The 24,808-nt window shown below is 56.6% G+C and carries 27 protein-coding genes and 1 other RNA gene; 12 read left to right on the top strand and 16 right to left on the bottom strand.

Annotation, left to right across the window (positions count from 1 at the left end):
* Nucleotide 1: 1 nt before the first annotated feature.
* From dxs to JN414_RS09170, 4 genes are all read right to left on the bottom strand, one after another.
* Complete coding sequence (gene dxs, locus JN414_RS09185) at nucleotides 2-1,984, bottom strand: 1-deoxy-D-xylulose-5-phosphate synthase (protein ID WP_202207637.1); 1,983 nt, start codon at nucleotides 1,982-1,984, stop codon at nucleotides 2-4.
* Between the two features lie 4 nt (nucleotides 1,985-1,988).
* Nucleotides 1,989-2,891: a polyprenyl synthetase family protein gene (locus tag JN414_RS09180; protein ID WP_202207636.1), complete on the bottom strand. Its 903-nt coding sequence runs from the start codon at nucleotides 2,889-2,891 to the stop codon at nucleotides 1,989-1,991.
* Entirely contained in the window at nucleotides 2,888-3,139 is a 252-nt protein-coding gene (locus JN414_RS09175) for an exodeoxyribonuclease VII small subunit (RefSeq protein ID WP_046901294.1), read from the bottom strand. The genes JN414_RS09180 and JN414_RS09175 overlap by 4 nt, the downstream gene beginning before the upstream one ends.
* 98 nt (nucleotides 3,140-3,237) lie before the next feature.
* Nucleotides 3,238-3,492 carry a sulfurtransferase TusA family protein gene (locus JN414_RS09170; protein ID WP_046902033.1) on the bottom strand — a complete coding sequence of 85 codons (255 nt, stop codon included), beginning with the start codon at nucleotides 3,490-3,492 and terminating at the stop codon, nucleotides 3,238-3,240.
* A 137-nt stretch (nucleotides 3,493-3,629) separates the two neighbouring features.
* Here JN414_RS09170 and JN414_RS09165 point away from each other — a divergent pair, with 137 nt between their 5' ends.
* Entirely contained in the window at nucleotides 3,630-3,974 is a 345-nt protein-coding gene (locus JN414_RS09165; protein ID WP_202207635.1) for a hypothetical protein, read from the top strand.
* Nucleotides 3,975-3,985: 11 nt separating this feature from the next.
* Nucleotides 3,986-4,465, top strand: a complete 480-nt coding sequence (locus JN414_RS09160; RefSeq protein ID WP_202207634.1) for a hypothetical protein — start codon at nucleotides 3,986-3,988, stop codon at nucleotides 4,463-4,465.
* A 131-nt stretch (nucleotides 4,466-4,596) separates the two neighbouring features.
* Here the strand turns inward: JN414_RS09160 and JN414_RS09155 are convergent, their stop codons facing one another.
* The 3 genes from JN414_RS09155 to JN414_RS09145 form a co-directional block, all read right to left on the bottom strand.
* Nucleotides 4,597-5,364, bottom strand: a complete 768-nt coding sequence (locus tag JN414_RS09155) for a hypothetical protein (RefSeq protein ID WP_202207633.1) — start codon at nucleotides 5,362-5,364, stop codon at nucleotides 4,597-4,599.
* A 59-nt stretch (nucleotides 5,365-5,423) separates the two neighbouring features.
* A complete protein-coding gene (locus JN414_RS09150) occupies nucleotides 5,424-6,755 on the bottom strand; it encodes an NCS2 family permease (RefSeq protein ID WP_202207632.1) in 1,332 nt (443 codons plus the stop codon).
* A gap of 83 nt (nucleotides 6,756-6,838) precedes the next feature.
* Entirely contained in the window at nucleotides 6,839-8,941 is a 2,103-nt protein-coding gene (locus tag JN414_RS09145) for an AsmA family protein (RefSeq protein ID WP_373687865.1), read from the bottom strand.
* Between the two features lie 113 nt (nucleotides 8,942-9,054).
* Here JN414_RS09145 and JN414_RS09140 point away from each other — a divergent pair, with 113 nt between their 5' ends.
* A complete protein-coding gene (locus tag JN414_RS09140; RefSeq protein WP_202207630.1) occupies nucleotides 9,055-9,606 on the top strand; it encodes a biliverdin-producing heme oxygenase in 552 nt (183 codons plus the stop codon).
* Here JN414_RS09140 and JN414_RS09135 read toward each other — a convergent pair.
* The 7 genes from JN414_RS09135 to efp form a co-directional block, all read right to left on the bottom strand.
* A complete protein-coding gene (locus JN414_RS09135; RefSeq protein ID WP_202207629.1) occupies nucleotides 9,596-10,990 on the bottom strand; it encodes a glycosyltransferase family 2 protein in 1,395 nt (464 codons plus the stop codon). The two genes, JN414_RS09140 and JN414_RS09135, sit on opposite strands and share 11 nt — an antisense overlap.
* A gap of 9 nt (nucleotides 10,991-10,999) precedes the next feature.
* Nucleotides 11,000-12,802 carry a translation elongation factor 4 gene (gene lepA / locus JN414_RS09130; RefSeq protein WP_086633035.1) on the bottom strand — a complete coding sequence of 601 codons (1,803 nt, stop codon included), beginning with the start codon at nucleotides 12,800-12,802 and terminating at the stop codon, nucleotides 11,000-11,002.
* Nucleotides 12,803-12,885: 83 nt separating this feature from the next.
* Nucleotides 12,886-13,887: a peptidoglycan -binding protein gene (locus JN414_RS09125; protein ID WP_202207628.1), complete on the bottom strand. Its 1,002-nt coding sequence runs from the start codon at nucleotides 13,885-13,887 to the stop codon at nucleotides 12,886-12,888.
* 2 nt (nucleotides 13,888-13,889) lie between these two features.
* Entirely contained in the window at nucleotides 13,890-15,038 is a 1,149-nt protein-coding gene (locus tag JN414_RS09120) for a hypothetical protein (RefSeq protein ID WP_046901302.1), read from the bottom strand.
* Nucleotides 15,039-15,055: 17 nt separating this feature from the next.
* Nucleotides 15,056-15,793, bottom strand: a complete 738-nt coding sequence (locus JN414_RS09115) for an OmpA family protein (protein WP_202207627.1) — start codon at nucleotides 15,791-15,793, stop codon at nucleotides 15,056-15,058.
* Between the two features lie 60 nt (nucleotides 15,794-15,853).
* Nucleotides 15,854-16,681 carry an inositol monophosphatase family protein gene (locus tag JN414_RS09110; protein WP_064274968.1) on the bottom strand — a complete coding sequence of 276 codons (828 nt, stop codon included), beginning with the start codon at nucleotides 16,679-16,681 and terminating at the stop codon, nucleotides 15,854-15,856.
* A gap of 2 nt (nucleotides 16,682-16,683) precedes the next feature.
* Complete coding sequence (efp, locus tag JN414_RS09105) at nucleotides 16,684-17,250, bottom strand: elongation factor P (protein ID WP_046901304.1); 567 nt, start codon at nucleotides 17,248-17,250, stop codon at nucleotides 16,684-16,686.
* A gap of 216 nt (nucleotides 17,251-17,466) precedes the next feature.
* On the opposite strand from efp, the gene JN414_RS09100 reads away from it, so the two are divergent.
* Nucleotides 17,467-17,781: a carboxymuconolactone decarboxylase family protein gene (locus JN414_RS09100; protein WP_046901305.1), complete on the top strand. Its 315-nt coding sequence runs from the start codon at nucleotides 17,467-17,469 to the stop codon at nucleotides 17,779-17,781.
* A gap of 159 nt (nucleotides 17,782-17,940) precedes the next feature.
* Here the strand turns inward: JN414_RS09100 and JN414_RS09095 are convergent, their stop codons facing one another.
* Nucleotides 17,941-18,990: a lysine-2,3-aminomutase-like protein gene (locus tag JN414_RS09095; RefSeq protein WP_202207626.1), complete on the bottom strand. Its 1,050-nt coding sequence runs from the start codon at nucleotides 18,988-18,990 to the stop codon at nucleotides 17,941-17,943.
* 52 nt (nucleotides 18,991-19,042) lie between these two features.
* Here JN414_RS09095 and epmA point away from each other — a divergent pair, with 52 nt between their 5' ends.
* The 3 genes from epmA to JN414_RS09080 all read left to right on the top strand — a co-directional run bounded on the left by epmA (nucleotide 19,043) and on the right by JN414_RS09080 (nucleotide 21,357).
* Nucleotides 19,043-20,038: an EF-P lysine aminoacylase EpmA gene (epmA, locus tag JN414_RS09090; protein WP_202207625.1), complete on the top strand. Its 996-nt coding sequence runs from the start codon at nucleotides 19,043-19,045 to the stop codon at nucleotides 20,036-20,038.
* A 107-nt stretch (nucleotides 20,039-20,145) separates the two neighbouring features.
* The gene (locus JN414_RS09085; RefSeq protein WP_046902037.1) at nucleotides 20,146-20,568 is read left to right on the top strand and encodes a hypothetical protein; all 423 of its coding nucleotides are present in this window, start codon (nucleotides 20,146-20,148) and stop codon (nucleotides 20,566-20,568) included.
* 57 nt (nucleotides 20,569-20,625) lie between these two features.
* The gene (locus tag JN414_RS09080; RefSeq protein WP_202207624.1) at nucleotides 20,626-21,357 is read left to right on the top strand and encodes a fasciclin domain-containing protein; all 732 of its coding nucleotides are present in this window, start codon (nucleotides 20,626-20,628) and stop codon (nucleotides 21,355-21,357) included.
* 24 nt (nucleotides 21,358-21,381) lie between these two features.
* On the opposite strand, the gene JN414_RS09075 is transcribed toward JN414_RS09080, so the two are convergent.
* A complete protein-coding gene (locus JN414_RS09075; protein WP_202207623.1) occupies nucleotides 21,382-21,960 on the bottom strand; it encodes a thiamine phosphate synthase in 579 nt (192 codons plus the stop codon).
* 481 nt (nucleotides 21,961-22,441) lie between these two features.
* Between JN414_RS09075 and JN414_RS09065 the strand changes: the two genes are divergently transcribed.
* The 5 genes from JN414_RS09065 (at nucleotide 22,442) to JN414_RS09045 (ending at nucleotide 24,596) form a co-directional block, all read left to right on the top strand.
* Nucleotides 22,442-22,657: a hypothetical protein gene (locus tag JN414_RS09065; RefSeq protein ID WP_086634867.1), complete on the top strand. Its 216-nt coding sequence runs from the start codon at nucleotides 22,442-22,444 to the stop codon at nucleotides 22,655-22,657.
* A gap of 3 nt (nucleotides 22,658-22,660) precedes the next feature.
* Nucleotides 22,661-23,005 (top strand): cell division protein ZapA, encoded by a 345-nt coding sequence (locus JN414_RS09060; protein ID WP_202207622.1) that lies wholly within the window; start codon nucleotides 22,661-22,663, stop codon nucleotides 23,003-23,005.
* Nucleotides 23,006-23,052: 47 nt separating this feature from the next.
* Nucleotides 23,053-23,209, top strand: a non-coding RNA gene (gene ssrS / locus JN414_RS09055) — 6S RNA.
* Nucleotides 23,210-23,252: 43 nt separating this feature from the next.
* Nucleotides 23,253-23,777: a 5-formyltetrahydrofolate cyclo-ligase gene (locus tag JN414_RS09050; RefSeq protein WP_373687870.1), complete on the top strand. Its 525-nt coding sequence runs from the start codon at nucleotides 23,253-23,255 to the stop codon at nucleotides 23,775-23,777.
* Between the two features lie 3 nt (nucleotides 23,778-23,780).
* Nucleotides 23,781-24,596, top strand: coding sequence for a TIGR00282 family metallophosphoesterase (locus tag JN414_RS09045; protein ID WP_202207620.1), 816 nt, complete (start codon nucleotides 23,781-23,783; stop codon nucleotides 24,594-24,596).
* The last annotated feature ends 212 nt before the right edge of the window (nucleotides 24,597-24,808 follow it).

Genomic DNA, 24,808 nt, shown 5'->3' with positions numbered 1-24,808 from the left:
CTCAGGCAGACTGCTGGACGACTTCGACGCCCAGTGCGGCTGCTGCCGTGCGCACGATATGCGGAGCTGTCAGGCCAGCTTCGTCATACTGAACGTCAGGGGCATTGTGATCGATGTACCTGTCTGGAAGAGCCAGCGGACGGAATTTCACCGTATCCAGCAGACCGGTTTCTGCAAGGTACTGCACAACAAGGCTGCTGAAGCCGCCAATCGCACCTTCTTCAAGGGTGATGAGGACTTCATGCTGGCTGACCAGATCATCAACGAGCTTCGTGTCGATCGGTTTGGCGAAGCGGGCATCTGCTACCGTGACCGGAACGCCCTGAGCGGCCAGCTGGTCCGCTGCGCGCAGAGATTCGTGCAAACGCGTACCGAGCGACAGAATGGCGACACCTGCGCGGGCGCCAGGTGCCTGACGCGCTTCGCGAACGATGCGGCCCTTGCCGATTTCCTGCACTTCGCCCTTTTCCGGAAGGTCGAGGCCGATGCCGCTGCCACGGGGGTAACGGAAAGCAATCGGGCCAGCGTCGTATTCGCAAGCCGTTGCCGTAGCATGCAGCAGCTCGATTTCGTCTGACGGTGCCATCACGACCATGTTTGGCAGACAGCACAGATAGTTCAGGTCGAAAGACCCGGCATGCGTCGCGCCATCGGCACCGACCAGACCAGCGCGGTCGATGGCGAAGCGGACTGGAAGGTTCTGAAGCGCCACGTCGTGCACGACCTGATCATAGGCGCGCTGAAGGAACGTCGAGTAAATTGCGCAGAACGGACGCAGGCCTTCGGACGCAATGCCTGCCGCAAAGGTGACGGCGTGCTGTTCGGCAATGCCGACGTCAAAGAAGCGGTCCGGATAGGCTTTGGCGAAAGCTGTAAGACCTGTACCGGAAGGCATTGCTGCAGTGATGGTTACGAGCTTGTCGTCTGTTTTCGCGCGACGCAGGAGTTCGCGGCTGAAAATCGACGTGTAGCTCGGCGGTCCAGCCGGAGCCTTCTTCTGCTCGCCTGTCACGACATTGAATTTGCTGACAGCGTGATATTTGTCGCCAGCAGCCTCGGCAGGCTTATAACCGCGGCCTTTTTCCGTGATGATGTGGAGCAGGATCGGGCCTTGATCGTCCGCATCGCGCAGGTTGCGCAGGATGGGGACAAGCTGGTTCATGTCATGGCCGTCAACGGGGCCGACATAGTAGAAACCGAGCTCTTCAAACAGCGTGCCGCCTGTGATCATGCCACGGGCATATTCTTCAGCGCGCTTGGCCGTCCGCTCGATCTTGCCGGGCAGGCGCTTGGCAACCTTGCCAGCCAAGTCACGCAGACCGAAGAACTGGCGCGAAGACATCAGGCGGGACAGGTAGTTCGACATCGAACCAACTGGTGGTGCAATCGACATTTCATTGTCGTTCAGCACCACGATCAGGCGGTTCGCGCCCGGACCTGCAACAGCGGCGTTGTTCATGGCTTCGTAGGCCATGCCAGCGGAAATGGAGCCGTCACCAATGACCGCAATCACGTTGCGCTCATGGTAGCTCGGATCTTCTTCCGCACGCAGGTGATGGGCGACGGCCATACCAAGACCGGCAGAAATGGACGTGGACGAATGAGCGGCACCGAACGGGTCGTATTCGCTTTCCGCGCGACGGGTGAAGCCGGACAGGCCTTCCGGCTGACGCAGGGTGCGGATCCGATCACGACGGCCTGTCAGGATCTTGTGTGGGTAAGCCTGATGGCCAACATCCCAGATGATACGGTCATCCGGCGTATTGAATACGGCGTGTAGCGCAACGGTCAGTTCGACGACACCAAGAGAGGCGCCAAGGTGGCCGCCAGTGGTGGAAACGGCGTCAACCGTTTCGGAGCGCAGTTCGTCGGCAAGCTGCTTGAGCTGATCGACGGAAAGATTCCGCATATCTGACGGCAGGGTCACGCGGTCCAGAACCGGATAGCGACCGTATGTGGGAATCGTGGAAGACGGGTTGCTCATGAAATCAGTTCCTGCGCTCGACGACGTAGTCTGCAAGGGCCCTGAGGGCTGCGGCCTGTGCGCCGAAAGATGAAAGGGCCTCCCGGGCCTGATCGCTCAGGCGGCGGGCCTCGGCGCGGGCTCCGTCAATGCCAAGCAGGGAGACATAGGTTGATTTGCCGCTGGCTTCATCCTTGCCAGCAGTTTTGCCGAGTTCCTCGGCGCTTGCGGTCGTGTCTAGAACGTCGTCCGCAACCTGAAAGGCTGTTCCAAGATTCTGGCCGTACGAGACAATGGCGTCCCGTCGATCATCGGTCACACCCGCCAGAATTGCTCCTGATTCGGCTGCATAGCGGATCAGGGCTCCTGTTTTCAGGGCGTGAAGACGGCGGACTTCATCCAGAGGAAGGGCACGGCCTTCTCCACGGATATCGATGACCTGGCCACCAACCATTCCCGCTGCGCCTGAGGCACGAGCCAGGGCGAGCGCAAGGTTGGAGCGGATGGTGGCGTCGGAAGACGTTTCATCCTCAAGAAGGATCTCGAAAGCACGCGTCTGAAGAGCGTCGCCGGCAAGAATGGCAATGGCTTCGTCAAACTGACGGTGCGTAGAGGGACGCCCACGGCGGAGATCATCGTCATCCATGGACGGGAGATCATCATGCACAAGAGAATATGCGTGAAGTAGTTCGACTGACGCCGCAACGCGCAGCGCAGCCCTGCGGTCTGCACCAAATAGAGACGCAACTTCTACGGCCAGAAAGCCACGAAGACGCTTTCCGCCACCGAGGGCAGCGTAGCGCATGGCTTCAAGAAGAATGGATTCGTCACCCGGCACCATCGGGAGCAGGGCGTCGATTGTTGCTTCGATGTCCGTGCAGGCGTGGGCGAGAGCCTCCTTGAGGGAGGTGGACGTGGTGGCACTCATCGGCCGGTCTCTCCGGTATCGGCAAGAGGCTCTGTGCCTGTGCTGCCGTCATCGTTCTGGACAATGGCGCGCACACGCATCTCGGCCTCTCCCAGCTTTGCATCGCAGTGCTTGCGTAGGGCTGCACCGCGTTCATAGGCAGAAATGGCGTCTTCAAGCTTCATCTGTCCGCCTTCAAGGCCACGGACGATCCGCTCCAGCTCGGAGAGGGCATCTTCGAAAGACATGGCATCAATGGGTTCGGGCATGGAAAGCCTCAAGACACGCTTTGGGAAACAAGGTAGCGAGGGATTACAGCCAGATGACAGGTTTTGCCAGCCCTGTGCTTGGGAACGGGGGAGTTTCCTCAGGAGGGTTGCGTTTCTGCACGCCTGCGGATGACAAATGAAAGAACGCCAGCGCTCTCCGTGAATGCCACCATCGCATGGCCTGTTTCGCGGCAATAAGACTGGAAATCCGCCACTGAAGCGCGATCCGTCGCCAGAATACGGAGGCGTGTTCCGGGCGCCATGTCACGCAGGGCGCGGTTCGCCTTGAGAACGGGCATGGGGCAGGCAAGACCGCGCAGGTCCAGCAGGGTCTCCGTCGGAGGTATCGTCATGACATCTGTTATGCCCTGCGCCGTGCCGTGGGCCAAGTAACGGATTTTCCATTGCCGAAATAGCGTGGTTTTTCTATAACTGTGGCTCAATGCCACAAAGCGTCCTTCGGGGCGCTTTTTTTGTTTTTGAGGAACACATGGAAAAACAGATCTCTGAAAGGTCGCCGTCTTCCGAGGGAAATGAGCATCGGGCTTACACGATCCGTATTTTGGAAGACCGTGTTCTTCGACTGGAAACAGTCGCTGGGGGGTTGTCAGATCGGTACGAACAACTGCGTACGGAGATGCGGCAGGAAATCAGTTCTCTGCGGGATCAGATGAAATCCCTGGAGACCAAAGTCGATAATGGTAACAGGATTGTGAATGGAAAGCTGGACCGTCTGATCGGTGGTCGGGCTGTTCTGACGGCGATAGTGACGCTGGCAACATCCATCCTCGGAACTGGGATGGTGCATTTCGCTCTGTCTCTCAGCACGCGTTGAGGGGACGAGTCATGGAAGGTCTTGATGTCGGACAACTCAAGCATCTGGTGGTGGAGCCAACTCTTGCCGCACTGGGACTTGGCGGGAGAGCGGCTGTTAATCTCCTGACGGGCACGGCACTGGCTGAGAGCAGAGGAGCCTACGTAAAGCAGATTGGGGGAGGGCCAGCGCTGGGGCTGTGGCAAATGGAACCTGCAACCCACGACGATTGTTGGGCTAACTTTCTACGTTTCCCGGTTGGGCAGCCATATGCTGTCATTCTGGAAAACATGCTGGCTCATGATCTGCCACGCACTGCGCAGATGGTCAGTAATTTACGATATGCCTGTGCGATGGCGCGAATCCGGTTTTACCGTGTTCGGGAAGCCCTGCCTGCTGCACAGGATCCGTTTGCCTTAAGCCGGTATCACAAGGTGCATTACAACACCCCGCTCGGCGCGGCAGACCCTATGGCCAATGTCGATTATTTCAGGAGAGCTGTTCAGGCTTAAAGCGAGAGCGATGCCGGGGACCTGTATGCATCACGCTCCCGACATCGCAGGTTTACCTTAGATCGGTATATTATGACCGAATAGTGGCGTAGCTGAATATGCCAATTATTTAATCTGATTTTTATGGGTATTTAACGAAGCGCGAAAAGCCTGTTTTGGGGATTGCCCTGGAACGTCGCAGGACCAGTATGGGACAGGCGCAGTCCCCGATGAAGCCAGACGCTTCCGCCGATTTTGAGCCATCGACGACAAAACGCGAAGTCTTCGGAAAGATATGTCCTCGTCTCCGGGTCAATCATGCAGTCAAACAAGGCAAAAGGCTTCTGTGGGACCGAATGATCGGTGAGATGGCCACTTTGTTGAGCATCGATGCGCTCGTATTCGGTCTCAGGATAGGCGCTCATCATCTGGCTGATTGTGGCGCGTGTCAGCAGCATGAAGCCAGTTCCGATGTAAGAAACGGAAGCAATTTCGGCTGGCGGTGAAGTGTCATACAGCGCAGAGCAGTCGCCAACATAGCGTAGGCTGGCGCTCTCCGGGGGTTCGCCTTTGCCCATGAACCGCTGGGTATTATGGTCCCAGTAGTGAGATTTGAGCGGGTAGGCTCCGCCGATAACCGGCTTGTCGGCGTTTAGAAGTGCTTGAATATCTGCAAACGAAAAACCAATGTCACTGTCTGCAAATAACAGGTGTGTGGCATCGGTTTGGGTTATGAACTGGTGAAGAAGCGTATTGCGTGCCCGTGTAATCAAGGCGTCGCTTCCTAGTGTCGAAAGCGTCAGGCGAATATTGTGAGAAGGTGCTTCACTCATGCAGCTAATAATGGACTGCATGTATGCTTGGGTGACTGTTCCACCAAAGCAGGGTGTCGCAATGAAGACGTGTGGGGCTGCGTTCATGGGGAGATAGTGTTCTATCTCCCCTTAAGAAAGGCTTAAAACTGAGCGGTCAAAGTTTGTTAGCCGCCCATGTGACTTTGCAGAACCATATAAAAAAGAAACGCAGCATCGAGGCCGAGCACAATTGGCGTAAGGCGTTTGAAGTCCCGCAATGCGAGGGCCAATCCCGTATAAAGCAGCAAGCCGCAGGACAGGCTGAGCATGAAGTTTCCGGTGATCCCGGCGATGAGCAGCATCGTGAGGGGCGGAATAGCATCGGACGGGTTGGATGCCACGCGGTGGAGGCTGCCAAGCATATTGAGGCCGACCAAGACGAGAACGGGCGCCGTCGCGATGGCCGGGATAGCGGTAATCAGTGGCCAGAAAATGGAGGAAGCTGCGAAAAGCAGGGCGACGATCAGTGCGCTCAGGCCGGTTCGGCCTCCAGCTTCGACACCTGCAAGGCTTTCGACATAGGCCGAAACCGTACACGTCCCGAGGCTGGCCCCAATGATGCTGGCTGCGCCGTCAGATGCAAAAGCACGATGATCCAGTGCCGGTTTCTCGGGCGTTCCATCCAGACCTGCACGATGGGCAACACTCATCATCGTTGCTGTCGCATCAAAGAAGTCACTGATGAGGAAGTAGAGCGTGATGGGAACGAGAAGGCCGAGGTGGGAGAAAAAACCTGCAAAATCAAAAGGAAGAAACAGATTGGTGGGATAATGCGGCCAGTCCACCATATGCGTGGGCAGGGTCGTGATTGCGCCCTTATCGGTATGAATGAACAGGCCTGCCACAGTCAGTGTCAGAATCGCCAGAAGAAGCCCGGCGGGTACTCTCAGAACCACGAGAACGGCACAGAGAAGCACGCCAGCTAGGCTGAGAATAACGGACGGATCACTCAGAGAACCGAACGTCAGCCCTTGAGCGGTCGGGACAGCAATGCCACTGGTGGTGAGGCCGATGCGTGCGATGAAGGCACCCAGCGCGACTTGAATGCCTAGCACAATTGAAGGCGGAAACCCGCGGATAATACGCTGGCGTATCTGACTGAGGGAAAGCGCTGTGAAGCATAGGCCGCTGAAAAGCACGACCGTAAAGGCGGTCCGTGGGTTCACATGGGCCTGCTGAACGACAACCTGCGCGAACAAAACGTTGCTGCTCATGGCTGGGGCTAAGGCGATGGGCAGTTTCGCCCAAAGAGCCATCAGCAATGTGCCAGCGACCGCACCTGCGATCGTGGTCATAACCATGTCGTGGCGATCGAGGCCCGCCGTAGAGAGAATGGCTGGATTGACAGCAACGATATAGGCCATGGCCCCGAAAACCGTCAGGCCAGCGATGATCTCACGCGGAACGGTGGAGCCGCGGGCGGAAATATGAAACCAGCGGTCGAGTGTGGACAGCAACGATCAGGCACTCCGGCGGGAATGAAAATTTTGCTCAGCTATAGTGAAAAAAGTTCATTCCGCCATGGGGCCTTAGTGATTTTTCATTTCGGGTTCGTTTTTTGAGCCCATGCTTTCTTGACCTGAGCGGGTGTCAGGCGCTTCGCAGGCTTGCCAGAAGATGTCGATTTTGAAGGATGTGGCACGCTGCTCGTCCCGCCGCCTGTCGTACTTCCTGGAGCAATGCCCGCTGCCGGGTTGGTATTGGCTTCTCGCACGGCACGCTCACAGGCTGAGCCTTCTCCCACCCCGAGCTGAATGGTGGGAATCAGCGCAGCAGGCGGAAAGAGAACACCGAGGCCTACAGAGGCTGCAACACGTCCTACCAGTTCTGCGCCAGGTAGAATGTTGGGGCCACTCAAGGGACCAAAAATGTGAACGGCACCTGGAAGGGAGAGAATCTGAGGATGAATTGAGCGGGTGGTGACAGCATAATCAAGGGTGTCGTTGCGGAAATTGACGGTTCCTGTTCCGGTTGTGCGAGTAGTTTCAGTCTGGAGAAGGAGAGACTTGGTTTTCAGAATGCCATTGTCGAGGGGCATATCAGCGACGAGGCATTCGAGCTTTGACCTGTCGGGAATGCCGAGGGCAGACAAAACTGCGGATCCGAGCTTCAGTCCGAGCAGATCCGGGAGAAGGGCGGTGACGTCTCCGCCTCGATCCAGCACTAGTGTGGTTCCGCCATCGCCGTTCGCGACCAGCGACGCGACGGAGTTGCCTGTTGATGTCAGTGTGACGTGGCCGCCGATCGTTCCTTCACCTTTGAAGGTGTCTGTTGCTTTCATGATCTGCGAGAGGGGAAGGCGAGAGACATCAAGGCGGAACTTGGTCCGGAACTGCTCATTCTTCGTTGGTTCCAGGGTCGCAGCGGCGCTGATTTTTCCAGATCCCGTCGCAAAAGTCAGATGTTTCAGATCAATGGCGCCATCTTTGACCTCGAACTCCGTATCGATGTTGTCCAGGGGCAGGTCTTTGTTGCGGATATGGTCGCCGTGATAGGTCACGTGGGCATTCACAGCGTTCAGCTTGGGAACATTGATTTTCTGATCGGGCAGCACGCTTTTGCTTGGAGGAGCAGTCTTCTTTGCTTCGCCTGTTTTCGCACCAATGAAACCGCCAAGATCGGCCAGATCGACCGAGTGTGAATGAAGGGCGGCCTCAACGAACGGTGGTTTTAGGTGGGGATTGACGTTGATGTCCCCACCAATGTCAGACGACCCCATCTTTCCTTCGAATTTCTGGAAACGAATGGCATTTTCGGAATATCCGAGGTTACCCGTGATGCTGTAGGCCGGAGTGTGCGGCACAGGAACACCCGTCAGTCCATAAAGCAAAGACATGTCTGGGCCCGCGAAGTGAAGGGTGAGCTTTGCTCCCTTGAAGTGCAGCGGGTCGTCGACCGTTCCTTTGAGGGTTACGTAAGTTGGGCCGTTAGCGATACGACCATCAATGGGGTACGGCTCAGCAGGCTTGGTGAGCGAGAGAAGAGCCCCACCAACAATGTGTCCGTTGATTGGCGCCTGAGCGTAGCGTCCTTTAAGATCAACGACGACATTGCCTTTTTGATTGGCCTGAGCTGGCGTCGTGTGAACAAGTACATGCATGTCTGTTTTTAACTGAGCGAGCGCCAGATGAATGTCGGCATTCTGGATGTCGATTTCGCCGAGGTCAGGTAACGTGGTTGTGCCTGAGGAGGAAGATGGTTGGGTGTCTTTGGATGTATCGCCGAAAGTATAATTATTTCGGCCGTCCATTAGGGAAATGATGTCACCTTTCGGTGTGTCCATGCGGATTACCGGGATGAAGAGACCGCGGCCGGTGAGATAACGCCAGACATCAACTTTGACCGTCAGGGATTTGGCAGACGCAAAGTCAGCCTTTTCTTTTTCGAAGCCTTCGGGTTGAGCAATTTTCAAATCATCGACGGTGACACTGGTGCGCAGCCCAGGTGAAACGTGAAGATGAGCGATGCTGACTGGGCGATGAAGTGCTGCCGAGGCCTTGCGATTAATGAGGGGGACGAGCCAGTCCCACTGCCAGATGAGCACCAGAACAATGATGGCAATGGCTAGGGCACCGACAAGACCTCCTGTTATTCTCAACACAGGATGCTTGCGACGAACCTTTTGGGACGAGGCATCACTCATCATTGAAACTCCACATCACGAAACATCTGGCCGAAGAAGAAATATGACTGCATTGGTATGAATACGATTTGCAGCCGACCCAGTTGCGCCTGAAGACATGAAGAGCGTGGAAAATGAGTGAGACCTTGAACGATATCAGAGCAGAGCATGATCCTCTGACAGCCTTGCGACAGGTCAGTCGCGCTGTGCACGAACAGGTCGATCAGGCGTACTCGCGCTTCAGTCTGTCAGACCCGGAATCTTATGGTGCGTTTCTGCAGGCGCATGCGAAGGTGTTGCCTGTTGTGGAGCAGTGGCTTGCCACTCAGCATGGGTTGCCGAGCTGGCAGGGCCGCACTGACCTTTTACGGCGGGATTTGAAGGCTCTTGGCCACGCTCTGCCCATGGCACTTGATTGGCAGCCTCCTGAAGCCTCAGGAGGCGCTCTGGGCGCTCTTTATGTGCTGGAAGGATCCCGGCTTGGTGGCAAGATGCTGTCAGCTCAGGTGGGGGACGGGCTGCCAAGGGAATATTTGTCGGCAGCTCATGAGAAAGGTGGCTGGCCCGCATTCCTTCAGATTCTACGGGAGCGGCTTTCCAATGGAGATGCCGCTTATCGCGCGGCAGTTATGGACGGCGTGACGTCAACGTTTGATCTGTTTCGAAAAGCGGCCGTTACGGGCTGACAGGCCGGACGCTCAACGGAACAAGCCCTGGGAATGCGAGGGCCAGCCGCGCTGCCTCTGCGGGAGAGAGCATGGCAATTGCACACCCCAGTGCAGTTGCATCGGGGGCAGAGAGTCTTTCAATGCCTCGAAGCAGCGCATCCAGCGTGTGACCGCCTTGGCTGAGCACCATCAATGCGGTGAGGCGGGCGTAAAGCTCGGAGGTAGCCTCCTGGGAAACCGGGATGGGGTCGGGCATCTCAATATGGACGCTTTGTCCTGTAATCGCAGAAGTAATGCGCTGGTCTGCCTGATTGAAGCGCAAGGGAAGGGCTGCAAGAAGTGACGGCGACCCTGCGATACTCAGACATGGGGCTGGGCATGGGCGTTCAGGGAATAAGAAAGCCGGACATGGAGATGCTGCACTGACCTCGACTGCGAGTATCATGCGGACATGCCGGGTCGGGTCGAGATCAGTTACCTGAAGAGCAATAAGTTTTTCTGAGTGAAGATCCAGTACGAACGGCTGCGTCTCACCGAAAGCATAAAACTGAAAATCAGAAAATGTGCTCTCGTCTCCCGCCACGAGATCAGATGCCATAAGGCCCAGCTTTTCCAGCGTCGCCTCATCATGCTGAACCACAGTCTGCCGAAGGCGCCAGTACAGGTCCGTTAAGCCTGACTGAACAAGCGCGGCGGCAATTCGACGCGTTTCAGAAAGCCAGCGTTGCGGGCCTGTCTCCACAGCATCATTACGATTGAAGTGTTTCCAAGCTTCTTCTGCTACTTCACTCGGATTGCGCTGAAAAAAACTCTGACGATCGCCTGCGGCGTAATGGAGAACTCGAGCCTGAGACCAGTCCGCGTGAGAACTGACGCGTTCGAAAGGATCAGGTAAGGCACCTTCGAACCGTGTCATTGGAAAGAGGGCTCGCGTTACTCTGTGATCAGCGGTTCCCAGTAGAGCATGATGCGTGAAGGCCTCGCTTGGCGCAAAAGGCGAAGGAACTTCATGCCCATTCGAGCCAAACAGACACCAGTTTACCGGAATGCTCTGCCCTTCTGAAGCAGAGAGGAAGTCATGCAGGGACGAGGCGTGTTCCAGATGGAGATATTCGTCTGCGGCCAGAATCATCATCCAGTCGAATTCATGACGACCGTTTTCGAAAATAGCTTTCTGGAAGGCTGTCTGGCGCTCCAGGCGATCGGAAATGGTTTTGTCCGATCGCTGAAGGCGAATATCGTAAAACGAAGCGGCATTGGAAAGAATTGTCCAGGTGCCATCAGTAGAGTGGTCGTCGCAGACGATCAGGGTAGAGAACCCAATCGTGGCATGGTGACTGAGCCACCAGCCGATGTTGTCGGCCTCGTTATGGACGAACAGGACAGCGGCTGTTTTGGGCATAATGCTGGGTCAGTCCATTTTGAGGGCTGCGAGGAAGGCGCTCTGCGGAATTTCGACCTTACCAAACTGTCTCATCCGCTTCTTGCCCTCTTTCTGCTTGTCCAGAAGTTTGCGCTTACGGGAGATGTCACCACCATAGCATTTCGCCGTCACATCCTTGGAGAGCGCGCCAATGGTTTCACGGGCGATGACCTTGGAGCCAATGGCGGCCTGAATGGCGATCTTGAAGAGCTGCTTGGGGATGAGATCCTTGAGCTTGCCACAGATTGCCCGACCGCGTGTTTCTGCCACGGTGCGGTGAGCAACAAAGGACAGCGCATCCACTGGCTCATGATTGACCAGAATGGAAATGCGGACCAGGTCGCTCTCTTCGTACCCATCAACCTGATAGTCGAAGGACGCATATCCGCGGGTCAGGGATTTGAGGCGATCATAGAAGTCAAACACAACTTCATTAAGCGGCAGCCGATAGACGGCCATCGCACGGTTGCCGACATACGTGAGATCGACCTGAATACCGCGACGTTCTGAACAGAGTGTCAGCACGGAACCCAGATATTCATCCTGAACCATGATCGTAGCCTTGATCCAAGGCTCTTCAATAGTTTCGATTTGGGCAGGATCCGGCATGTCTGCAGGATTATGCAGTTCTTCCTTCGTGCCGTTCGTCAGTGTCATGCGATAGACGACAGATGGCGCGGTGGCGATCAGATCCAGATTGAATTCGCGGGAGAGGCGTTCCTGGATGATCTCCAGATGAAGCAGTCCGAGGAAGCCACAGCGGAAACCGAAGCCCAGAGCGGCAGAGCTTTCTGCCTCGAAGTGGAAAGATGCATCATTCAGACGCAGCTTGCCAAGACTGTCACGCAGCTTCTCGAAATCGTCGGCATCGATTGGGAAGAGGCCGCACCACACCACAGGGATAGAAGGTTTGAAGCCTGCAAGCGCCTTTTCAGCTGGTTTGCGATCAAGGGTAATTGTGTCACCGACCGCGACGTCCGCAACGGTTTTGATGGCTGCATTAATGAAGCCCATCTCACCTGGGCCAAGCTCATCCACGTTGGTCATCTTGGGAAGGAACACACCAACCTGATCAACGTGATAGGTCGATCCGGCCTGCATCATACGAATGCGGTCACCGCGCTTGACGGTGCCATTCATGACGCGGATCAGAATGATGACGCCGAGGTAGGCATCGTACCAGCTATCCACCAGAAGAGCCTGAAGCGGTGCTGAACGGTCACCCTTCGGCGCAGGCAGACGCGTTACAAGTGCCTCGAGGACGCCTTCGATGTTAATGCCGGTTTTGGCGCTGATTTCCACAGCGTCATCTGCCGGGATGCCAATGACCTCTTCGATCTGCGTGCGAACACGCTCCGGCTCGGCTGCCGGAAGGTCGATCTTGTTCAGGACTGGCACGATTTCGTGGTTCGCGTCGATCGCCTGATAGACGTTTGCCAGAGTCTGGGCTTCCACGCCTTGGGACGCATCCACAACCAGCAGTGACCCCTCACAGGCGGCAAGCGAGCGACTGACTTCGTATGCAAAGTCAACGTGGCCCGGCGTGTCCATGAGGTTCAGCGTGTAGATGTTTCCATCTTTGGCCGGGTACGTCAGGCGAACCGTCTGTGCCTTGATGGTAATGCCGCGCTCCTGCTCCAGCTCCATCGAATCGAGGACCTGAGCTTTCATCTCACGGGCCGTGAGAGCGCCACAGGCCTGGATCAGGCGGTCTGCAAGCGTCGATTTACCGTGGTCGATATGCGCAATGATCGAGAAATTGCGAATGAGGGAGAGCGGGGTTTCGGTCATGGCAGGTTACATACGGGATTATCGCAGGAATGTCAGCAGACCTGCTGAAAAGCCTGCCTTCGTGAAAAGGCAGGCAAGGGGAATCAGCGATCCGTCAGACGGAACTCGATCCTGCGGTTGCGGGCGTATGCCGCTGGGGTACTGGCCGCGTCAAGCGGCTGGAAGTCTGCAAACCCTGTTGCTGCCAGATGATGCGGGTCCACACCCTCGGCAATCAGAAGTTTCACAACAGTGATGGCGCGTTCAGAGGACAGCTCCCAGTTGCTCGGAAAAGCGCTGTGAATGGGCTGTCTGTCTGCATGGCCGTCAATGCGCAGAATCCATGGGATATCTGCGGGAATGGTTGAAGACACCTGTTTGAACGTCTTTGCCAGAGTGGTGATTTCTTTTTTGCCTTCAGTGGTCAGGTCAGCGCTGCCCTGAGGGAAAAGAATTTCTGATTGAAAGACAAACCGGTCTCCTACGACATTCACGCCCTTCTGGTTCTTCAGGATATCACGCAGGCGGCCGAAAAATTCCGAGCGATATCGTTTGAGCTGGTTCACTTTGTCGGCCAAGGCGACGTTCAGCTTGTTTCCAAGATCCTGAATCTGCGTATCCTTGGCTTGCTCGTTCTTTTTCTCGATATCGAGGGCATTACTGATGGCCTGAAGCTGGCGCGTCAGCTCTTCGATCTGAGCCTGTAGGTCCGAGATTTTGCTGTTCTGCTGCTGGCTTGCGCTGTCAGCAGAGACAAGGGCCTGGTCTTTAGACTGAAGCTGGCCATTCAGAAGGGCCATCTGTCCGGCCAAAGCCTTGAGCTGGTCCTCGTTTTTTTGCTTGTCATTGGCCAGGCTGGCGACCGTCGCATTCAGGGACTGGTTCTTGTCTTCCGTCATGGAGAGCATGTGTGACAGCTCAGCCAACTGCTTCTGCAAAGCGTCGAGTGTGTGCTCGCGTCGCATCAGGGCGACGGACAAAAACTGTTGTCCCACCACAAAGACCAGAAGAACGAACGTGACGACCATCAGCAGTGTGGACAGAGCGTCCACATAGCCGGGCCAGGCATCCAGGGCGTTGTTGGGTCCGCGTCTGCGCCGGGCCATGGTCAGTCCTGCCTGCTGGAAGTGCCGTTTGTGGTGCCGGAGGCCGCAGCGATGGTCCGCGCGAGAACGCGCAGGTCATTGCGAATTTCACCGACGGTTTGGGCGCGACCTTGATGCAGTTCTTCAACGAGACGGGAAAGATGGCTCTCAATCCGAAGAAGCGGCGTGCCTTGCGAGCCCGGTTGACCCTCTTCACCCATCTGGCGAAGGAGCGGAACGAGGGCTGCATTCGTCTCAGCCGTCCGGGTCATGATCTGCTGATTGGCTTTCAGGAGTTCAGTCATGCCGCGCAGACGCTCCTGCAGGCTATCCAGCAACTGAACCTCACGGACGCGAGCTTCTTCACTACGGGAAACGGCGTTCTGAAGCGTTTCAAGATTTTCCGCTGTCTGCTCGAGAAGGGCCTGCACATAGGCTGGGATCGGAGCCCCGTCGCTCTCAATGCTTGTGCCGCCGCTGACGCGTGTAACGCCCGCAAGCCATTCTTCCAGCTCATTGAAGAAGCGGCTTTGTGCCTGACCGGCTGTCAGATCCAGGAAGCCAAGAACCAGCGCTCCTGCCAGGCCGAACATGGAACCCGAGAATGCGGTCGACATGCCCGCCAGTGGACCGGCAAGGCCTGTCTTGAGCTGGTTGAACATGGCGTCCAGATCGCCGTTACCCGCTGACATTCCACCGATCACGGAGGCGATGGAGCTCACCGTCAGAAGCAGACCGTAGAAGGTGCCGAGAAGCCCCAGGAAAATCAGCAACTGCGTCATATAACGCGAAATTTCGCGGCTCTCATCCAATCGGGACGAGAGACTGTCCAGCATGGCCTGGGTTGTCTGGGTCGAGAGGGTCAGACGGTCCGTGCGACTGCGTGCGGCCAGCATGCTCGCCATTGGGGCGAGCAGTTTGGGCGGATTTGGAGCTGCAAGCCCAGCGCGGGGCTGACGGAGCATTTCCACCCAGCGAACTTCCGGCATGAGCCGCTGGACGACGCGCAGGTTCCAGATAATTCCCAAAATCAGAACGCCCAGAATGACGGCATCCAGCTTCGGGTTGGCATTGAAAGCGTTCAGGAGCGTCTTGGCCATAGACGCTGCGAGAAGCGCAACGGCGGCGAGAAAGACGCCCATACGCAGAAGGAAGGTTGTGGGACGGGTCACGGCGGGTCTTTCCTGGCTTATGGCGTGCCGTTTGCCGGGGTTGGGGAATCGGAAGGCGGCGGATTTTGCTCAGTGACGATATCGAGACGGTCAGCCGGATTGGCATCGCCCTTGTCCGGACGTCCCATGGCGCGGGGATACAGGCGCGTGGTTGCAACGCCAGCATTGATGAAAATGGAGCGTACAGCCAGTGCTCGTGCAAGGGAAATGCGCCTTGGCATTGAAATGTCATCACCTGGCACCGTGGCATAGGCTGTCAGGATGATACGTTTTTCAGGCTGATCCTTGAGCGAGGCGCCATAGGCCGTAAGGGCTTTGAGGCTCTCATCGGTGAGATCTGAACTCGACGGCGCGAAAATCACGCGCAGTCCACCCTCTGGCAGAGCTGTCGTGCTGCTCTTCGCATCAGCAACGGCCTTGATATCAACCGGTGGAGCGGGCGCATGCGTCTGGATGGGGACGAAAGGCGGCGGCAGCACAACAGGTGGCGGCGGTGCTGCGGGAACGGCAGGAACCGTCGTTTTGCCTGTACCTGTAGGTGCAGGGGCGCTGTGCGGAACCGTGCTCCGTGACGGAGAAGGCGTCGCTGCGGCACGATGCGTGGCTTGGGAAGGGACTGCGGGTTTTGCAACAGCAGTCGGTTTGCCACTGGGAAGATCATCCAGATTGCTGGTGACCTGGGCATGCGCCCCAGAAGGCTGAAGGCAGGCCAGAACGGCCGCCACTGAGAGGGAGGTTAGGATCGGCCTGTACATAGGGGACCGATCCTAACCGAGCGTTCCATCCTCCCGCAATGGGGCAGGAGAGACTTCTGCTTACTCCCGGTTCAAAGCCTCATGCACGATACCGCGCAGAGTGCCATGAAGCTGGGCATTTCCGGCAACAACATTGACGTCGTCGTCGAGGTCATGAAGCTCCTGTCCGTCCGGATCAGTGGCGTGGCCACCAGCTTCCCGAACGATCAGCAGGCCTGCTGCGCAGTCCCATGGCTTGATGCCGAATTCCCAGTAACCTTCGTAACGGCCAGCTGCGACCCATGCGAGATCAAGGGCAGCGGCACCGAAGCGGCGGATGCCTGCAACCTGCGGCATGAGAGCACCCAGAACACGCGCGAAGGGCAGACGCTTGCTGCTGGGGACCTTTGCGAACGGAATACCTGTGGCGAACACGGCTTCCTGCATGTTCCGTCGTGCGGAAACGCGCAGGCGGCGCTCGTTCAGGAATGCGCCGATGCCTTTTTCAGCCCAGAACATTTCGTTGGCAGCAGGATTGTAAACCAGTCCGGAGACCAGTTCGACCGTACCATCCGGCAGGCGACGCTGAAGGCCAATGGAAATGGCCCAGTGCGGAATGCCGTGCAGAAAGTTCGTCGTGCCGTCGAGCGGGTCGACAATCCAGCGCCACGTCCAGTTATCCCCGCCCGAGGGGCCTGATTCTTCCATGAGGAAGGCATAGCCTGGACGTGCGCGGGCGAGTTCTTCGCGGATGATGGTTTCTGCACGCAGGTCGGCCTGGGACACGAAGTCTCCCGGACCCTTGATGCTGACCTGAAGCTGCTCGACCTCTGCAAAATCGCGGAGCAGGCGGCGTGCTGCCTTCTGCGCTGCGTTCTGCATGACGGCCATGTGCGGGGAAAGACGCATGATCAGTCCTTGGCGCGCTCGACGTAGGACGCATCATCCGTACGGACAACGATGCGCTCGCCAGCTTCAATGAAAGGAGGAACCATGGTCTTCACGCCATTGGCGAGCATGGCTGGCTTGTAGGACGATGAGGCTGTCTGGCCTTTCACGACCGGGTCCGCTTCGGTGATTTCGAGCGTGACATGCGGCGGCAGGGTCACGCCAACGGCGTCGCCTTCCACAAGCTTGACGCTCAGTTCCATGTTGTCCTGCAGGAACGGAAGCTGGTCACCCAGGATATCGGTTGGCAGGATGACCTGCTCGAACGTTTCCGGGTCCATCAGAACAATGTTCTCACCGTCCATGTAGGAATAGGTGAAGTCCTTGTCTTCCGTGATCAGGCGCTCAACGGTGTCTGCGGTGCGCCAGCGCTCGTTCGTTTTGTTGCCCGTCTTCAGGTCACGCATTTCAACCTGAATAAACGCGCCACCCTTACCCGGGGTGATGATCTGCTGCTTGAGAACCGTCCAGCGACGGCCATCGTGCTCGATGACCTGACCGGCGCGGATAAGGTTGGCTTGTTGCTTCATGTGTTGTCCTGACCCTGCAATAGTGGGTTTCTTATCACGTCTTGTGGGCTTCTAGCGCCGTGGAGGGGATTTCGGCAAGGCGCAAGGCGGCCTGAGTAGGCCGAATAACTCAGGAAAGTGTGAAGGATGTCGCTCTTGGAGGAAAAGTGAGAGGGGTTCATGCTCGCAATGGCCCTGTCGTGCAGGCGGGGACGGATAACTCAGGGGCTTGCTCTCATGTACGACATGAAAAATCTTTCCCGTATTTCCCATCTCGAAGCGAACGCCAGCAAGGGGATGGACGCTTTCTGGCAGTTTGATCGCGCTGCATTTGAAGACGGAACTGTCAGCGCACTGACCAAGCAGCTCGCTGCGGTTGCTGTCGCGCTGACCACGCAGTGCCCGTATTGTATCGAACTTCATGCCAAGGCTGCGCGTGAGGCAGGGGCAACAGACGCTCAACTTTCAGAGATTGCTCTGGTGGCAGCGGCTATCCGTGCGGGTGGCGCCGTCACACATGCGACGCATCTGTTTCCGAAGACAGAAGGATAAAGCTGGGGCTCGGGGCTGCGTACCAGTTCTTTGGGTAAGCAGCTCCAAAGTTCGTCATTGGGCAATGCTCTATCGTGTTGAGCAAGCTTGTCCGCAGTTGAGGCGGTGAGAGTTGAAGGCTGAATCAGGTCAGGATTTCGATGGCCTGAGCGATAGGCCCTAACCTTCAAAATCCGCAATTTCTCCTTGAGGTGTACGGACTTTGCCCTTCTCGCCAGGCAACAGGTAATCCGGCCCCAATGGGACTTTCCCTTTGCCATGGGGAATGTCGAGAACATATGTCGGCCATGCTAGGCCTGTGACGCGTCCACGAAGGCGGCCCAGCAAAGCACGCCCTTCTTCAACGGGAACTTGAAAGTGACTGGTTCCCGGTGCAGCGTCGAGGTGATGCAGGTAATAAGGCTTGATACGTGCCGTCACGAGCGCGCGTAAAAGCGCCTCCAGAGAGGCTTCCGTATCGTTCACCCCCCTTAAAAGAACAGACTGGGACAGAACCGGAATGGCGCGCGAAAGAATGGCGCGAACTGCCTTGCGGGCGTCTTCTGTCATTTCCCGTGCGTGATTGATATGCGCAACGACCCACATGGCGCGATCTGTTTCCATGGCATCCAGCAGGTCCGGTGTAATGCGGGCCGGGTCTGCTACGGGAACACGGGAATGAATACGGATGGTCTCAATATGCGGAATTGCCGAGAGGGCCTGAACGATATGTTTCAGTCGGCGCGGCGCCAGCATCAAAGGGTCACCACCCGTCAGGATGATTTCGCGGATGGCGGGATGACCCCGAACCCAGTCCAGCGCATTTTCAAGCTCTTTATCTGTCAGAAGGCCACCATCGGGACCAACATGCTCCCGACGGAAGCAGAAACGGCAGTAAAGCGGGCAGATCAACAGGGGCTTCAGAAGCGCACGATCTTCGTAACGATGTACGATCCCTTTGACGGGGGACAGTGCATCATCCCCAATCGGATCAACGGTTTCATAGGGCTGCGTGGTCAGTTCCCGGATGTCAGGGATGACCTGCTTTCCGATAGGGTCGTCTGAGGTTTCAATCAGTGCTTGGAATGCAGGTGGGATGGCTGTCGCAAAGTGGCCGCTGACAGCATCAAGGGTCGCTCTGTCGGCTTCCGGAGCTAGACCTGCCTGAATGAGATCAGATGGTGTGCGCAGCACATGCCGCTTGTTCGTGGTCTTGACCATATCGTGCATGTGGTGGCTCTAACGCTGGCTGGCTGTGTGTTGCAACAGGAACTCTTCCCTTATGACCCATTCCTCATCCGATCATGACCGGATTGCTGAACGCCTGCCGTTGCTCAGGCGCCGGGCTGCGATGGTGCAGGCTACGCGAAAATTTTTCGATGATCGTGGTTATCTGGATGTGGAAACGCCTTACGCGGTTCCAGTCCCCGGGGAAGAAGTGCATCTTCGCTGCTTCCGGACAGAGCTGGAACAGCCTGATGGAGGCCGTGAAGCACGGTTCCTGCATACCAGCCCCGAATTTGCGATGAAACGAATTGTAGCGGCCACGGGGCTACCGATCTTCCAGCTCGCCCGGGTGTGGCGCAATGGAGAAAGTAGCTCCACGCATGTTCCGGAATTCACGATGCTGGAATGGTATGCGCCTGAAGCTGATCTTGCCAGCCTGATGGATGAGACGGAGGCTTACGTCAGGGCTCTGTTGCCGGAGCAGGTCTATCGGGATGGAAGACTAATCCCCCTGTCTGTGCCGTTTGAACGTCTGACAATGCAGGATGCTTTTGCACGATATGTAGGTGCAGACCTTCTAGTGACAGCTGGGAATGCAGAAGCTCTCGCGACACAGGCGGGCGCAGTGCTCAGAAATGGTGAGACCTGGGAAGATCTCTTTTTTCGCCTACTTCTGGAGCGTGTTGAGCCGGTGATTGGTCGTGAAAGGCCCACTTTCCTGACACACTGGCCCGCAGAGCAGGCGGCTCTTGCCCGCAAAGATCCGTCGGACGCGAGGGTAGCCTTGCGGTTTGAACTGTATATTGGTGGGATCGAGCTGGCGAACGCGTTCGAAGAATTGACGGACCCTGTGGAGCAGCGCGAACGTTTCGCTACGGATCGGCAACGAAGACTCGATATTTCGCCCGATCAGGACTGGCCGCTTGATGAAGCTTTTTTGACGGCATTGCCAGATATGCCATCATGTTCTGGTATTGCGCTGGGGTTTGATCGCCTCGTCATGCTCGCGACGGGTGCGCCTGCAATCCGTGACATTTTGTGGTTGGCATAGCCGTTTTGAAACTTGCAGGACTTTTAATCCGTTTCTATCTCCAAACGGGCTAGAACGTCTCACGAAGAAACATATCTGTGCTGGTCACACAGCCGGGGACAAAGAAAATGAAAAAGGCAAAGCTGCTTTCCGTCGTCGCTCTTCTGGCTCTTTCCGCCTGTGAGGTTCCTACCCTGCAGCAGCGCAAGGTTCTCGATTCGATGGTCGGGAAGTCTGAAGTGGACGTCATTCGCCAGTTTGGCGTCCCGACGAAGGACTACCAGGCAGAAGGTCACTCGTTCCTCGCCTATATCGACAACCAGACCCAGTATTCCGGTGGCGGCGGCTGGGGTTGGGGCGGCTGGGGCGGCGGCTATGGTGGCTGGGGCGGCGGTTGGGGCGGTGGCTGGGGTGGACCCGGCTATGGTGGCTACGGCGGCGGCTGGGGTGGCGGTTTCCCTGCGACCTATTACAACACAAGCTGTCAGACGACGTTTGAACTGGTAAGCGGTCACGTCGTGGGATGGACCATGCGCGGGGACGGGTGCTGAACCCGGTTTCCTCGTCTATGGTTCTGCGTCCTCTTTATTAAGACGGTGTGACCAGACATGCATGTGCGATTCGGTTTTTCCTCTGCCCCCGGCGCTTTGACCCGGTTCTCGGGTCTTCGTTCGGGCGCAGTGGCCCTGCTGGGTTTAGCTCTGGCAGGATGTCATGGGACGGACTGGTCGCATAATTATCAGGATAGTTTCGAGACCCAGGCAAAGACATCCATGTCTTATATGCCTGACACGGTTGCCAATGCATTTGAAACGCCCAAGAATAATGAGCCGAGCACGCCGGTCGCTTATCACCGGCCTGCATCCCCGTCGTATGATGATCGCCCGCTGGACGAAAATATCGCCGCGTCAATAGAGTTGGCCGATTATACGGCTGCGATCCGGCACGTAGGTCTGGTGCCTTGGATCACGGGTCCCGGCCCTTACACGGTTTTTGCCATTCCTAATGAAGCCATGGAAAAACTCTCGGCTCGCTGGCCGGGTGGACTGATGGCGCCTGCGATGAAGGGCCAGTTAACCCATATCCTGGGCTATACAATCGCATCAGGAAAATGGGACGAAAAAGCTATCCGCAAGGCCATCGCCAGAAACCATGGTCGGGGTATCGGTCTTAAGACGCTGTATGGAGATATCATCAGCGTCCATATCGATGCGCGGACTGGCGAAATTTTCCTGAATAATCCCGCCGGGCAGGTGTCTCATCTGTGGAGCCATTCGCTGCCGCAGTCCAATGGTGTTCTGTATTTCATGCGGGACGCGCTGCTTCCTGTTTCTCACTGAATCAAAGAAGGGCGCGCTACCTCCTCAGGTGCTGAGCGCGCCTAAAAGCTTGGTGACTGAGTCCTGATCGCTGCCATCCAGCTTCAGGGGGATGGCAAGGAAGTCAGTAGCAGAGTCCCTGGCGGTCCGTGCAGCTTCGGCCGATACAATGTTTTCGGCCACAGCAGGAAGTTCCATTACGGACGTCCACCACTTAATCATGTCTGCATGTTCTGAAGGGAAGGCGATGTAGTCCGCGCCGCTTTCTCCAGCCTGCATCGCTTCGTCCCGGCTTTGGCAGAAGCATCCAATCTGGATGTTCTCTCCTGCTATTTTGCGCAGGGCAGGCAGGCTGTCTGGTGACGGCGCGTGGATACCATCAGCCACCTTTAAAAGATCTGGCGAGATAGAAACCGTTACATCCGCCACATCCAGCATCAGGGCGACGTCATTCTCGTGAAGCAGACTCACGAATTTGGAAAGCTGCTTTTTGTCGAGGCTGTGGGTGGCTGGAAAACGCAGCGCAGTGACCTCGGGGCGTGCGAGTAGCCCCGGCAATGCATCAAGCATTGCGGCTGTTTCGAATGTGGCGGGCAGAACGGGATAAAGATCGCAAGGTATCATGAGCAGAGTTTCGCAGATTCACGCGCGGTGGGCTAGCGTCGCCATGAGGTAGGGGAAGGGCGGGCCGTCAGGACCCTCGTTTCATGGAGTTTGTCTGACTTCAAGGCTCTCATTTGCTGCGGAGACGCTTGGCAAACAACCCATCCAATCCCGGCCAGGAGTGCCATGCGCGCCAAAGCTGCGGAGGCGCCACAATCCAGAATGGAAAAAGCTTTTTGCTCCTGCACCACATCCAGCCACCAGGGAATTCCGAAGCTGTTACCTGCGCCGTCAGGGGAGAGCGCCAGAAAGGGCTGAGGGTGCTGCGCTCTGAGTCTGGTCATTTCAGGGTAAGAAGAAATACTGAAAACTGGCAGCATCAGAGAAGCTGCAGCGCTTGACCTGATGAAGGGTTCGGGTCTTTCCTGATTAGGTAGTCTAGGATGAGATGTGTCGGTCATAGTATTCGGCATAGTGATGGCATGAACGGAAAGAGCGCGTTTTGAGCGAGCAGACAGGATCTCTGCAGGACGATAGGACTATTGATCGTCTTGAGGAAGCGGTGGGGCGAATTGCCACCGCGATGGAGCAGCAGGCCCGAATGCGGGAAGAGCGTGAGCGCGAGGCGCGTTCAGCTCCCGACCTGCCAGAGATTGCCGCAAACATTGATGCTTTATGTGTGCGTATCCGCGGAATTCTTGAACGAAAGGGAGAATGAGCCATGGGGCAGGTTTCCATTCGTCTGAACGGGTATGTTTACAGTGTTGGCTGCCAGGATGGAGAAGAACACCATCTTTATTCCATGGCGCGGCAGGTTGAGAGCTGGCTTCAGCGGGCGAGGACCCTTGGTGGTGCCGCCAGCGAGTCCAAGACACTTATGATGGCTGCGCTCTTGATGGCGGACGAAATTTTCGAGCTGAAGCGCCGCCCGATTCCGGATGATATGCTGGCGACTGTTGAAGAAGCCAAAGCGGCCTTGCGTATCGCGGAATCCCGCCAGGCGAGGCTCACACATTTGACGCAGCAGGTTGAGGGTTTGGCTGAGACACTCGAAAAGGACGGGTAATCGACGGGTTCCCGTTGAATATCTCTCCGCAGTGTCTAATATGTAGTTCGGAGCTGCCTGGTGCGTCAGGCAAATCAACCCCCGGGCCGATAAGCATTCCTACGGGAACTGGCTCTGTCGTGACCCTGGTCACGTTAACTGGTGCCCACCTGCACTTGCAGGTCTAGGAGGGCTGAAAAGACCAACGGCTTTGGCGGCTCCACAGATTTCTTCCATCGATCAGCAAAAAAAAGAACTCCGCGACCTCATGGCTGAGAAGCGCAGGAATGCGCAAGCGCATGCAGAAGCGGACCTTCTGGAACGGATTTTCAAAACCGTTCAGACTTATGATGCTCCGAGCGTAGCGGCAGTTTGGCCCCTGCCGGGAGAAATCGATCTTCGACCTTTGTGTTCCAGGCTGGCTGGTGATGGGCGACGCGTTGCGCTGCCTGAGACGACGCCCAAAGGAACGCCTCTCGTTTTTCGGGGGTGGAGCGAAGAGACGCCCATGCTGGCAGGTCGCTTTGGGACGTTTCATCCTGATGGTCCCATCCTTGTTCCTGATCTTGTTCTTGTTCCTTTCCTGGCGTTTGACCGGAAAGGTTTTCGCTTGGGCTATGGGGGCGGTTATTATGACCGCACTCTGGCGCAGCTGAATGTGCCCGCAATTGGCTTCGGTTTTGCCTTTCAGGAAATGAAAAGCATTCCCGTTGGGCCGTACGATATTCCCCTTTCTGTTGTCGTCACTGAAAAAGAGACGATTCAGACGGGGCCTTATAATTTGGAAGGCTGACTGTTGAGACTGCTGTTTCTGGGCGACGTTGTAGGTCGGAGTGGACGTGAAGCAATAACCGACAACTTGCCGGAGTGGCGTAAAAAGCTCTCTTTGGATCTGGTTGTCGTGAATGCGGAGAACGCTTCACATGGTTATGGCCTTTCCCCTGATATCGCGAGAAGCCTGTTCTCTGCCGGTGTAGATGTCATCACGTTGGGCAACCATGCCTGGGACAGACGTGATATGGTGAGCCACATCAGTCAGATGCCTAATATCGTGCGACCTATTAACTATCCCGCAGGGACGCCGGGGCAGGGGAGCTACATTATAGATCTGGAGCGTGGTCGCCGCGCTCTGGTGGTTAATGTCATGGGTCGAATTTTCATGGACCCGCTGGATGATCCCTTTCGGGTCGTTGGTGAACTGCTGTCCCGTCATCGGCTTGGCGTGACCGTGAATGCAATTGTCGTAGATATTCACGCGGAAGCGACCAGTGAGAAGATGGGCTTTGGTCAGTTCTTCGACGGGCGGGTGTCGCTTGTTGTTGGAACACATACGCATGTGCCGACGGCAGACCATCGTATTCTTCCCAAAGGCACGGCCTATCAGACGGACGCCGGTATGTGCGGTGACTATGACAGTGTCATTGGCATGGGGAAGGAAGCGTCCCTTCATCGGCTGATCCGTAAAATCCCAGGGGAGCGCCCTCAGCCAGCAGAAGGCGAGGCGACAGTCTGCGGTCTGATGGTCGAGACAAATGATGCCACAGGTCTGGCTGTCCGCGTCGCTCCTTTAAGGATGGGAGGGCATCTGGCGTCGAACTGGCCGGATTTCTAACGCGGGACGAAGATTTCAGAAGAAAAATGCAAAAAATGAAAGTTTTTTGTGGAGGCTAAAAAGGTGGAAAGTGTGGATTTCTCGCATTTTCCCTAATTTACAGTCATTTTTCTTGTGGATAAGTATCGTATGATGATTGTTTGACAGTGTTGGGTGGTGGCCGTATAAGCCCGTTCACCGACGCGGCGGGGCCTTCTTCGAGGGCTTGGCCG

It is taken from the genome of Gluconobacter sp. Gdi, from assembly GCF_014132155.1.
Lineage (GTDB): Bacteria > Pseudomonadota > Alphaproteobacteria > Acetobacterales > Acetobacteraceae > Gluconobacter.
Note: the sequence above shows the minus strand (reverse complement) of the source record. Positions and strands in the feature narration are given on the sequence as shown.

Excerpts from the sequence above, each read along its gene's own strand:
- JN414_RS09080 (WP_202207624.1), top strand. The coding sequence starts at position 20,626 with ATGCATGTGCGATTCGGTTTTTCCTCTGCCCCCGGCGCTTTGACCCGG.
- epmA (WP_202207625.1), top strand. The coding sequence starts at position 19,043 with ATGACCCATTCCTCATCCGATCATGACCGGATTGCTGAACGCCTGCCG.
- JN414_RS09095 (WP_202207626.1), bottom strand. The coding sequence starts at position 18,990 with ATGCACGATATGGTCAAGACCACGAACAAGCGGCATGTGCTGCGCACA.
- efp (WP_046901304.1), bottom strand. The coding sequence starts at position 17,250 with ATGAAGCAACAAGCCAACCTTATCCGCGCCGGTCAGGTCATCGAGCAC.
- lepA (WP_086633035.1), bottom strand. The coding sequence starts at position 12,802 with ATGACCGAAACCCCGCTCTCCCTCATTCGCAATTTCTCGATCATTGCG.
- JN414_RS09135 (WP_202207629.1), bottom strand. The coding sequence starts at position 10,990 with ATGCCCAAAACAGCCGCTGTCCTGTTCGTCCATAACGAGGCCGACAAC.
- JN414_RS09145 (WP_373687865.1), bottom strand. The coding sequence starts at position 8,941 with ATGAGTGATGCCTCGTCCCAAAAGGTTCGTCGCAAGCATCCTGTGTTG.
- JN414_RS09085 (WP_046902037.1), top strand. The coding sequence starts at position 20,146 with ATGAAAAAGGCAAAGCTGCTTTCCGTCGTCGCTCTTCTGGCTCTTTCC.
- JN414_RS09170 (WP_046902033.1), bottom strand. The coding sequence starts at position 3,492 with ATGACGATACCTCCGACGGAGACCCTGCTGGACCTGCGCGGTCTTGCC.
- JN414_RS09125 (WP_202207628.1), bottom strand. The coding sequence starts at position 13,887 with ATGGCCCGGCGCAGACGCGGACCCAACAACGCCCTGGATGCCTGGCCC.
- JN414_RS09140 (WP_202207630.1), top strand. The coding sequence starts at position 9,055 with ATGAGTGAGACCTTGAACGATATCAGAGCAGAGCATGATCCTCTGACA.
- JN414_RS09075 (WP_202207623.1), bottom strand. The coding sequence starts at position 21,960 with ATGATACCTTGCGATCTTTATCCCGTTCTGCCCGCCACATTCGAAACA.
- JN414_RS09050 (WP_373687870.1), top strand. The coding sequence starts at position 23,253 with ATGGCTGAGAAGCGCAGGAATGCGCAAGCGCATGCAGAAGCGGACCTT.
- JN414_RS09110 (WP_064274968.1), bottom strand. The coding sequence starts at position 16,681 with ATGCGTCTTTCCCCGCACATGGCCGTCATGCAGAACGCAGCGCAGAAG.
- JN414_RS09160 (WP_202207634.1), top strand. The coding sequence starts at position 3,986 with ATGGAAGGTCTTGATGTCGGACAACTCAAGCATCTGGTGGTGGAGCCA.
- JN414_RS09100 (WP_046901305.1), top strand. The coding sequence starts at position 17,467 with ATGTACGACATGAAAAATCTTTCCCGTATTTCCCATCTCGAAGCGAAC.
- JN414_RS09175 (WP_046901294.1), bottom strand. The coding sequence starts at position 3,139 with ATGCCCGAACCCATTGATGCCATGTCTTTCGAAGATGCCCTCTCCGAG.
- JN414_RS09115 (WP_202207627.1), bottom strand. The coding sequence starts at position 15,793 with ATGTACAGGCCGATCCTAACCTCCCTCTCAGTGGCGGCCGTTCTGGCC.
- dxs (WP_202207637.1), bottom strand. The coding sequence starts at position 1,984 with ATGAGCAACCCGTCTTCCACGATTCCCACATACGGTCGCTATCCGGTT.
- JN414_RS09165 (WP_202207635.1), top strand. The coding sequence starts at position 3,630 with ATGGAAAAACAGATCTCTGAAAGGTCGCCGTCTTCCGAGGGAAATGAG.
- JN414_RS09060 (WP_202207622.1), top strand. The coding sequence starts at position 22,661 with ATGGGGCAGGTTTCCATTCGTCTGAACGGGTATGTTTACAGTGTTGGC.
- JN414_RS09155 (WP_202207633.1), bottom strand. The coding sequence starts at position 5,364 with ATGAACGCAGCCCCACACGTCTTCATTGCGACACCCTGCTTTGGTGGA.
- JN414_RS09180 (WP_202207636.1), bottom strand. The coding sequence starts at position 2,891 with ATGAGTGCCACCACGTCCACCTCCCTCAAGGAGGCTCTCGCCCACGCC.